This is a genomic window from Aeromicrobium sp., from assembly GCF_049586495.1.
Lineage (GTDB): Bacteria > Actinomycetota > Actinomycetes > Propionibacteriales > Nocardioidaceae > Aeromicrobium.
Genome location: NZ_JBAVCB010000186.1, coordinates 1 through 9,967, shown reverse-complemented (window position 1 = coordinate 9,967; position 9,967 = coordinate 1). Strand labels below are relative to the sequence as shown.

Here is a 9,967-nt window from a genome sequence, read left to right as displayed (position 1 = left end):
ACGCCGAGACCGTGGAGACCGGCACGCTGGCGGCCGCCCTCGGCGGGTTCACGGCGGTCCACGCCATGGCCAACACCGACCCGGTGGCCGACACGGCCGGCGTCGTCGAGCAGGTCTGGCGGCTGGGCCGTGAGGGCGGGTACTGCGACGTGCAGCCCATCGGAGCGGTGACCGTCGGCCTGCTGGGCGAACGGCTCGCCGAACTGGGTGCGATGGCCGACTCCGCCGCGAAGGTTCGCGTGTTCTCCGACGACGGCACGTGCGTCCACGACGCGGTGCTGATGCGTCGGGCGCTGGAGTACGTCAAGGCGTTCGACGGCGTCATCGCGCAACACGCGCAAGAGCCGCGTCTGACCGAGGGCGCTCAGATGAACGAGAGCGCGCTGTCCGGCGAGCTTGGTCTGGTCGGGTGGCCAGCCGTGGCCGAAGAGGCGATCATCGCTCGCGACGTGCTGCTGGCCGAGCATGTCGGTTCGAGACTGCACGTGTGTCACCTGTCGACCCGAGGATCGGTCGAGATCGTGCGCTGGGCCAAGAGCCGAGGCATCGACGTCACGGCCGAGGTCACGCCGCACCACCTGCTGCTCACCCACGACCTGGTGCGCAGCTACGACCCGATCTTCAAGGTCAACCCGCCGTTGCGCTCCGATGACGACGTCGCGGCCGTGCGCGAGGGCCTGGCCGACGGCACCATCGACATCGTTGCCACCGACCACGCCCCGCACCCCATGGAGGACAAGGAGTGCGAGTGGTCCGCCGCCGCTTTCGGCATGATCGGGCTGGAGACGGCGCTGTCGATCGTGCAGCAGACGATGGTGGACACCGGCATGATCAGTTGGGACCGCGTCGCTCAAGCCATGTCGTCGATCCCCGCCACCATCGGGCGCGTCGCCGACCACGGTCGACCCATCGCCGTGGGGGAACCGGCCCACCTGGTGCTCTACGACCCAACCGCCAGTCGGGTGGTGCACCCCACCGACACGGTCTCGTTGTCGCGCAACACCCCCTACGCCGGCCGCGAGCTGCCGGGCCGCGTCGTCGCCACCGTGCTGCGCGGCCGACCCACCGTGCTCGACGGCCAGCTGGTCGAGAATGAGGTTCACGCATGACGACACCCACTCCCTGCTCGCCAGTGACGAGCTCTGCGAGGAACGTGAGGGAGCGAGGAACAAGCGACCGAGGCGGAAGCGAGCCGGTCTGCTGGGGTTCGCCTCGGCCTCCGGCCCCACGGCCGCTTCGCTCCCTGGCGAACGAACCGGTTCAGGAGGTTCAGGCATGACGCACCCCGCGATCCTCGTGCTGGAGGATGGTCGCGTCTTCCACGGCGAGTCCTACGGCGCAGTGGGGGAGACGATCGCTGAGATCGTGTTCTCCACCGGCATGACGGGCTATCAGGAAACACTGTCCGACCCGTCCTACAAGGGCCAGATCGTCGCGATGACCGCGCCGCACGTCGGCAACACCGGCATCAATGACGAGGACTTCGAGTCCCGACGCATCTGGGTTGACGGCTACGTGGTGCGCGACCCCGCGCGCGTGCATTCGAGCTGGCGAGCCACCGCCAGCCTCGACGAGGCGCTGGAGGCCCAAGGAGTCGTCGGTATCTCAGGTGTGGACACCCGCGCCCTCACCCGTCACCTACGCGAACGCGGCTCCATGCGTGCGGCGATCGTGTCTGGTCGCGCTCCGCTGGGTCCCGGTGAAATCGACGAGATTCTCGCACGCGTCACAGCGGCACCCCAGATGACCGGCTCGAGCTTCCTGGCCGACGTGACGACCGAGCAGTCCTACCGGGTCCCGGCGGTCGGCGAGAAGCGCTTCACCGTCGCGGCGATCGATCTCGGGATCAAGGGCATGACACCACGCCGCATGGCTGAGCGCGGCATCGAGGTGCACGTGATGCCTGCCACCGCCACGTACGGCGACATCCGCGCGGTCGCACCCGACGGAGTCTTCATGTCCAACGGCCCGGGAGACCCCGCGACAGCTGATCACGCCGTGTCGCTCGTCGAGTCGGCACTGGCCGATCGGCTTCCGTACTTTGGTATCTGTCTGGGCAACCAGGTCTTCGGCAGAGCCCTCGGTCGCGGCACCTACAAGCTGGTCTACGGCCACCGCGGCATCAACCAGCCTGTCCAGGACCTCACGACTGGCAAGGTCGAGATCACGGCCCACAACCACGGGTTCGCCGTCGACGCCCCGATCGGCGAGGACTTCGACACCCCGTTCGGTGCAGCTCGCGTGACCCATGTGTGCCTCAACGACCAGGTCGTCGAAGGGCTCGCACTGCTCGAGCGCCCTGCGTTCAGCGTGCAGTACCACCCTGAGGCGGCCGCCGGTCCGCATGACGCCGACTACCTGTTCGACCGATTCGTGGAGCTGATGTCCGAGCACCCCGTGACGCCTGGAGTGAATGCCTGATGCCCAAGAGAACTGACATCCAGAGCGTCATGGTCATCGGGTCCGGCCCGATCGTGATCGGCCAGGCCTGCGAGTTCGACTACTCCGGCACCCAGGCATGTCGGGTGCTGCGCGAAGAAGGACTGCGCGTCATCTTGGTCAACTCCAATCCGGCCACGATCATGACCGACCCGGAGTTCGCCGACGCGACCTACGTCGAGCCCATCACGCCTGAATTCGTGGAGATGGTCATCGCCAAGGAGCGGCCCGACGCGCTGCTGGCCACGCTCGGTGGACAGACCGCCCTGAATGCAGCCATCGCGCTGGACACATCCGGAGTCCTGGCCAAGTACGGCGTCGAGCTGATCGGGGCTTCGATCGAGGCGATCGAGAAGGGCGAGAACCGCGAGATCTTCAAACGCATCGTCGAGGACCTGCCGGCCGAGTGGGGCGCTGAGGTCGCCAAGTCTGTCATCTGCCACACCATGGCCGAATGCGTGGCGGGCGTGGAAGAGCTGGGCGGCTACCCCGTGGTGGTGCGGCCGTCGTTCACGATGGGTGGCAGTGGGTCTGGCCTGGCCTACAACCGTGAGGACCTCGATCGCATCGCCGGTTCGGGTCTTGCTCTCAGCCCGACCACCGAGGTGCTCCTCGAGGAGTCGATCCTCGGGTGGAAGGAGTACGTGCTCGAGGTGATGCGCGACACCGCCGACAACGTGGTGATCGTCTGCTCCATCGAGAACTTCGATCCCGTTGGGGTGCACACCGGCGACTCGATCACGGTGGCGCCCGCCATGACCCTGACCGACGTCGAGTATCAGCGCATGCGCGACATCTCGATCGGCGTCATCCGCGTGGTCGGGGTGGACACGGGCGGGTGCAACATTCAGTTCGCGGTCAACCCCGTGGACGGCCGAATCGTGGTCATCGAGATGAATCCCCGCGTCTCGCGGTCCAGCGCCCTGGCATCCAAGGCCACAGGCTTTCCGATCGCCAAGATCGCTGCCAAGGTCGCCATCGGCTACACGCTCGACGAGATCCCCAACGACATCACCTTGAAGACCCCGGCCTCCTTCGAGCCCACGCTCGACTACGTCGTGGTCAAGGTGCCGCGGTTCGCCTTCGAGAAGTTTCCCGCCGCCGACTCCACCCTGACGACGCACATGAAGTCAGTGGGCGAGGCGATGGCGATCGGCCGCAACTTCACCGAGGCGCTCGGCAAGGCACTGCGATCGCTGGAACGACCTGAGGCGGCTTTCAGCTGGACGGGTGAGCCCGGCGACAAGGCGACCCTGCTCACCGAGATCGCGCGACCTCATGACGGCCGACTCCGGCTGGTCATGGATGCGATTCGGGCCGGCGCCACACCCGAGGAGATCAACGAGTCGACCCGGATCGATCCGTGGTTCGTCGATCAGCTGTTCTTGATCCACGAGGTTGCGCGGGATCTGATCGAGGCGCGCGAGCTCAATCCGACCGTGCTGCGGCGCGCGAAGCGGCACGGCTTCAGCGACGCCCAGATCGCCCAGATCCGCGACATGAGTGAAGCCGTCGTGCGAGGAGTGCGCCACGCGCTCGGGGTGCGGCCGGTCTACAAGACCGTCGACACCTGCGCCGCGGAGTTCGCCGCCACGACGCCGTACCACTACTCGTCCTATGACGAGGAGACCGAGGTCGAGCCCCGCGAGAAGCCCGCCGTCATCGTGCTGGGTAGCGGGCCCAACCGCATCGGGCAGGGCATCGAGTTCGACTACTCGTGCGTGCATGCGGTGATGGCGCTGTCTGACGTCGGCTACGAGACGATCATGGTCAACTGCAATCCCGAGACCGTCTCGACCGACTATGACACCTCAGACCGGCTGTACTTCGAGCCGCTGACGCTGGAGGACGTGCTCGAGATCGTGCACGCCGAGCAGCTGGCGGGTCCGATCGCCGGCGTCATCGTGCAGCTGGGCGGCCAGACGCCGCTCGGGCTGGCAGCAGGACTCGAGGCCGCGGGGGTGCCGATCGTGGGCACCCAGCCGGCGGCCATCGACCTGGCCGAGGAGCGCGGTGCGTTCGGTCAGGTGCTCGCCGCAGCGGGCCTGCCGGCTCCGAAGCACGGCATGGCCACCACCTTCGAGCACGCCAAGGAGATCGCCGACGAGATCGGGTACCCGGTGCTGGTCCGTCCGTCCTACGTGCTCGGCGGACGTGGCATGGAGATCGTGTACGACGAGGCCACGCTGGCCGACTACATCAATCGCGCCACCGAGATCTCGCCGGAACGGCCGGTCTTGGTCGATCGCTTCCTCGACGACGCGATCGAGATCGACGTCGACGCGCTCTACGACGGCACCGAACTGTTTCTTGGCGGTGTGATGGAGCACATCGAGGAGGCTGGCGTGCACTCTGGCGACTCGGCCTGCGCGCTGCCGCCGATCACGCTCGGCGACCTGGAGATCGGACGAATCCGAGAGTCCACCGAGGCGATCGCCAAGGGTGTGGGGGTGCTCGGGCTGATCAACATCCAGTTCGCGCTGTCCTCGGACATCCTCTACGTCATCGAGGCCAATCCGAGGGCCTCGCGCACGGTGCCGTTCGTGTCCAAGGCCACGGCGACACCGCTGGCGAAGGCCGCAGCCCGGATCATGCTGGGGGAGTCGATCGCCGATCTGCGCGCGGCCGGTCTCCTGCCGGCCACCGGCGACGGTGGGCGACTGCCCGATGACGCTCCGATCGCGGTCAAGGAGGCCGTGATGCCGTTCAACCGCTTCCGCACCTACGAGGGCACCTACGTCGACACCCTGCTCGGCCCCGAGATGCGATCCACTGGCGAGGTCATGGGCTTTGACACCACGTTCGGCACCGCCTTCGCCAAGAGCCAGGCGGGGGCCCAGAACGGCCTGCCGACTTCGGGCAAGGTGTTCGTGTCGGTCGCGAACCGCGACAAGCGGCACATGATCTTCCCGGTCAAGCGTCTGGCCGACCTCGGCTTTGAGATTCTGGCCACCAGCGGCACAGCAGTGGTCCTCGCTCGAAACGGCGTCCACGCCACCGTGATGCGCAAGCTGCACGAGAATCCGCTTCCGGGCCAACCCCCATCGACCATCGTGGAGAAGATCCGCGAGCAGGACGTGCAGCTGATCATCAACACGCCGCATGGCATCTCCGCTGGCACCAACGCACGGGTCGACGGCTATGAGATCCGCACCGCTGCGGTAGCCGAGGGCATTCCGTGCATCACCACGGTGCAGGGCTTGGCGGCCGCGGTCCAAGGCATCGAGGCGATGATCGACGGCAGCATTGGCGTCACATCGTTGCAGGAGTGGGGAGCGCTGGTGCGGGCCGGTCGCGAGCGCATCAAACAGGAATCACGGGCATGAGCTTCGGTTCGCGCTTCGATGCGGCCCGCCGCGCCTACGGACCACTGTGCGTCGGGATCGATCCGCATGCGCGGCTGCTGGGCGAGTGGGGCCTGCCGGACTCGATCGAAGGGCTGGAGCGATTCGCCGCCACCTGCGTGGAGGCGTTCGCCGGCCAAGTCGGCTTCGTCAAGCCGCAGTCGGCGTTCTTCGAACGATTTGGTGCTGCCGGGGTGGCGGTGCTGGAACGCACGCTGCAGGACTTCCGGCACACCGGGACGCTGACCGTGCTCGATGTGAAGCGCGGCGACATCGACAGCACGGCAGCGGCGTACGCGGAGGCCTACCTCGATGAGGACGCCCCCATGGCCGCCGACGCCGTGACAGTCAGTCCATTCCTCGGCTTCGGCTCGCTGCGACCGTTCTTCGACGTCGCCGCCGACAACGATGCTGGCGTGTTCGTCCTCGCCCTGACCTCGAACAAGGAAGGTCCGCAGTATCAACACGCCCGGACCGAATCCGGTGAGACGGTGGCCGGTTCGGTCCTGTCCCAGCTGCGGTCGATGAACACCGGCGCTTCGCCGATCGGCTCGTTCGGCGCCGTGGTCGGCGCGACGATCGGCTCCTCGATCGAGCCCCTCGACATCAATGGGCCGCTGCTGGTGCCCGGCTTCGGGGCGCAGGGCGGCACGGTGGTGGACCTGCGCCGGCTGTTCGGGTCAGTGTTCGATCAGGTGCTCGCGTCCAGCTCGCGCGGGATCTTGGCCGCTGGACCAGATGCCGCGACACTGCGCGCGGAAGCCGTTCGGACCAACGCTGAACTTGTAGGCTCCTAGCACCTGCACCAGGGATCAGGAGGAGGACCCGCATGGCGAACGGCGTCACGACCGCTGCTGCGGCGACGACGGTGATGCTCGGTGCTCTGGTGCTTGGCGGATGCGGAGCGGATGACCCCTACTGCGTGGCGGTCGAGACCCACCAGAAGTCGCTCGACAGCTTCGGCGCGAAACGATCCGATGATGCCTACGCGTCGTACGCCAAGGCGCTGGCCTCGATCAGCAAGGTCGCTCCCACCCCGGTCGACGAGGAGTGGACCACCCTGACGCGCGCCACGAAGGGCGTCGTCACGGCGCAGAGAGACGTTGGCTTCGCGCTGCAGGACATGGCCGATGAGGACAAGCGCACCGCGCTGAGTGCCGGCGACATCGAGGTGCTGAACAAGGCGTACACGCAGTTCAACGACACCACGCCACAGCGCAGGGCCATCGTGACCGACGTCAAGAAGACCTGCGACATCCAACTGAAGTAGCAGCACGCACGGCACCCACACCGAAGCACGAGAAATGAGGCGAGGACATGGCACTCCCGAAGCTGACTCCTGAACAGCGTGAGGCGGCACTGGCCAAGGCGGCCTCCGCTCGACGACTGCGGGCAGAGGTCAAGAATCGGCTCAAGCACTCCGGTGCCACGCTGAGCGAAGTCATCACGGAGTCGAAGGCCAACGAGGTCCTCGCCAAGATCAAGGTCTTCGACCTGCTGCGGGCCATGCCGGGCGTGGGAGCGGTCAAGGCCAAGGAGATCATGGACCGCATCGGCATCGCCGACAGTCGCCGGCTCCGTGGACTCGGTACGAACCAGATCAAGGCGCTGCTCGACGAGTTCAAGACGCGTGGCTGACGGGCCTGGAGCCCGGTCACGTCTGGTCGTCCTGGCCGGCCCCACGGCGGTCGGCAAGGGAACGGTCGCTGCCTGCGTGCGACGCGATCATCCCCACATCTGGATCTCGGTGTCGGTGACGACGCGGACTGCGCGACCTGGTGAGGTCGACGGGGTCCACTACCACTTCGTCAGCGACGCTGAGTTCGATCGGCTGGTCGACACCGACGGTCTGTTGGAGTGGGCCGTCGTCCACGGCCGGGCGCGCTACGGCACGCCCCGCGCTCCGGTGGAGGAGCAGCTGGCGGCCGGTCGGCCCGCTCTGCTGGAGATCGATCTCCAGGGTGCGCGGCAAGTGCGCGATCGCATGCCCGAAGCGTTGATGTGTTTTCTCGCACCGCCCAGCTGGGCAGAGCTCACTCGCCGATTGATCGGTCGGGGCACTGAATCGGCCGAGGAGCGCGACCGCCGTCTGGAGACCGCCCGGGTCGAGCTGGAGGCCGAGTCCGAGTTCGACGTGACCATCGTGAACACGGATGTCGAGACCGCGTGCGCGGAGTTGGTAGACTTGTTCGGCACGGGCCGTGATCCGGCCAGTGCCTGAACTGTTCTGAAGAACCCGAAATCCCACGAAATCTGCGAGGCTCTCTGTGTCAACCACGCGCTCTGTCGCCGAAGGCATCACCAACCCGCCGCTCGACGACCTGCTGGAGAAGGCCGACAGCAAGTACAAGCTGGTGCTCTACAGCGCCCAGCGTGCCCGCCAGATCAACGCGTACTACTCCCAGCTCGGCGAGGGCCTGCTGGAGTACGTCGGACCGCTCCTGGAGACCGCCCCGCAGGAAAAGCCGCTGTCGATCGCGCTGCGCGAGATCAACGCCGAGCTCCTGACCGTCGAGGACATCGACCCGACAGCCACGACCGAGGCCTGAGCCACACCCGGAGGCGCACATGAGCCAGATCGTCCTGGGCGTCTCCGGGGGCATTGCCTCCTACAAGGCCGCCGAGCTGTTGAGGCTGTTCACCGAGGCAGGCCACAGCGTGCGCGTCGTACCGACGCGCTCGTCGTTGCACTTCGTCGGCGCGGCCACTTGGGAAGCCCTGTCGGGCCAACCCGCCCAGACCGAGGTCTTCGAGCACGTCGACGAGGTGGCGCACGTGCGAATCGGCCAGCAGGCCGACCTGGTGCTCGTCGTGCCGGCGACGGCCAATCTGTTGGCCAAGGCGGCCGCGGGCATCGCCGACGACCTGCTCACCACGACTTTGCTGACGGCTCGATGCCCCGTCATGTTCGCCCCCGCGATGCACACCGAGATGTGGGAGCACGAGGCCACGACAGACAATGTCAGGATCCTGCGTGAACGGGGGGCAACCGTCATCGAGCCCGCCGTGGGTCGCCTGACCGGCGTCGACTCCGGCAAGGGCCGGTTGCCCGACCCCGTGCACCTCTTCGAGGCAGCCTTGCGCTTGTTGGAGCCACAGCGGGCAGGGGACATGGTCGGCATGAGGGTCGTCGTGTCCGCCGGTGGGACCCGCGAGTACCTCGATCCCGTGCGGTTCCTGGGCAACAAGTCGTCTGGACTGCAGGGCTACGCCCTGGCCGAGGCTGCGGCGGCACGAGGCGCCGAGGTGACCCTCGTGGCCGCCAACGTGGCGCTACCTGACCCTGCCGACGTCGACGTCGTGCCGGTCGTCAGCACCCAGGACCTCCGCGAGGCCGTGCTCAAGGCGGCCGCTGACGCCGATGCCGTCGTCATGGCAGCAGCGCCGGCCGATTTTCGACCGGCCGAGTTCGTCGACGCCAAGATCAAGAAGACGCACGATGGGTCTGCGCCGTCGATCCTCTTGGTCGAAAATCCCGACATCCTCGCCGAGCTGGTCAGCAACCGGCCGGTGGCCGAGCGCCGACCGGTCATCGTCGGCTTCGCTGCGGAGACGGGCGACGCCACCGGCTCGGTCATCGACCATGCTCGAGCCAAGCTGCAGCGCAAGGGGTGCGACCTGCTGGTCGTCAACGACGTCAGCGCTGGCCAGGTCTTCGGGAGCCCCGACAACCAGGCCGTCATCCTCTCGTCGGACGGATCGGCCCAGGAGGTGGCGCTGGGTCCGAAGATCGATCTGGCGCACACCATCTGGGACGTGGTCGTCCAGCGATCGGACTCATGAAGTCAGTCCGAATCACCATCGCTAGACTTCACCAGTGCAGCGTCGCCGCAGGCGGCCAGAACCAGGAGTACATGTGAGCCGTCTTTTCACGTCCGAGTCCGTCACCGAAGGTCACCCGGACAAGATCGCCGACCAGATCAGCGACAGCGTCCTCGACGCGTTGCTCGAGCAGGACCCCGCGAGTCGCGTGGCATGCGAGACCTTCGTGACCACAGGCATGGTGCTGGTGGGTGGCGAGGTCACCACCGAGGCCTACGTCGACATCGCGCGTATTGCTCGTGAACGCGTGCTGGAGATCGGCTACGACTCCTCGACCAAGGGCTTCGATGGAGCCTCCTGCGCCGTCCAGGTCACCCTTGACGCGCAGAGCCCCGACATCGCGCAGGGCGTCGACTCGGCCT

Annotated in this window: 10 protein-coding genes; all 10 read left to right on the top strand. The window is 67.0% G+C overall.

From position 1 onward, the window contains the following. The coding region (locus tag WB508_RS09755; RefSeq protein ID WP_423844691.1) for a dihydroorotase at positions 1-1,109 on the top strand (1,109 nt) is incomplete at its 5' end. Positions 1,110-1,275: 166 nt separating this feature from the next. After that, positions 1,276-2,421 (top strand): glutamine-hydrolyzing carbamoyl-phosphate synthase small subunit, encoded by a 1,146-nt coding sequence (carA, locus tag WB508_RS09750; RefSeq protein WP_423844690.1) that lies wholly within the window; start codon positions 1,276-1,278, stop codon positions 2,419-2,421. Then, the gene (gene carB / locus WB508_RS09745; protein ID WP_423844689.1) at positions 2,421-5,765 is read left to right on the top strand and encodes a carbamoyl-phosphate synthase large subunit; all 3,345 of its coding nucleotides are present in this window, start codon (positions 2,421-2,423) and stop codon (positions 5,763-5,765) included. The genes carA and carB overlap by 1 nt, the downstream gene beginning before the upstream one ends. Next, positions 5,762-6,580, top strand: a complete 819-nt coding sequence (gene pyrF / locus WB508_RS09740) for an orotidine-5'-phosphate decarboxylase (RefSeq protein WP_423844688.1) — start codon at positions 5,762-5,764, stop codon at positions 6,578-6,580. Before carB ends, pyrF begins: the two co-directional genes overlap by 4 nt. A gap of 32 nt (positions 6,581-6,612) precedes the next feature. Continuing rightward, positions 6,613-7,053 carry a hypothetical protein gene (locus WB508_RS09735; RefSeq protein ID WP_423844687.1) on the top strand — a complete coding sequence of 147 codons (441 nt, stop codon included), beginning with the start codon at positions 6,613-6,615 and terminating at the stop codon, positions 7,051-7,053. A gap of 47 nt (positions 7,054-7,100) precedes the next feature. Then, positions 7,101-7,421, top strand: coding sequence for an integration host factor, actinobacterial type (gene mihF, locus WB508_RS09730; RefSeq protein WP_423844686.1), 321 nt, complete (start codon positions 7,101-7,103; stop codon positions 7,419-7,421). After that, positions 7,414-8,004 (top strand): guanylate kinase, encoded by a 591-nt coding sequence (gene gmk / locus WB508_RS09725; protein ID WP_423844685.1) that lies wholly within the window; start codon positions 7,414-7,416, stop codon positions 8,002-8,004. The genes mihF and gmk overlap by 8 nt, the downstream gene beginning before the upstream one ends. 46 nt (positions 8,005-8,050) lie before the next feature. Continuing rightward, complete coding sequence (rpoZ, locus tag WB508_RS09720) at positions 8,051-8,332, top strand: DNA-directed RNA polymerase subunit omega (RefSeq protein WP_423844684.1); 282 nt, start codon at positions 8,051-8,053, stop codon at positions 8,330-8,332. A gap of 19 nt (positions 8,333-8,351) precedes the next feature. Next, positions 8,352-9,566 (top strand): bifunctional phosphopantothenoylcysteine decarboxylase/phosphopantothenate--cysteine ligase CoaBC, encoded by a 1,215-nt coding sequence (gene coaBC / locus WB508_RS09715; protein ID WP_423844683.1) that lies wholly within the window; start codon positions 8,352-8,354, stop codon positions 9,564-9,566. Between the two features lie 73 nt (positions 9,567-9,639). Then, positions 9,640-9,967, top strand: a 328-nt coding sequence (locus WB508_RS09710) for an S-adenosylmethionine synthetase N-terminal domain-containing protein (RefSeq protein WP_423844682.1), incomplete at its 3' end; no start/stop codon positions are given.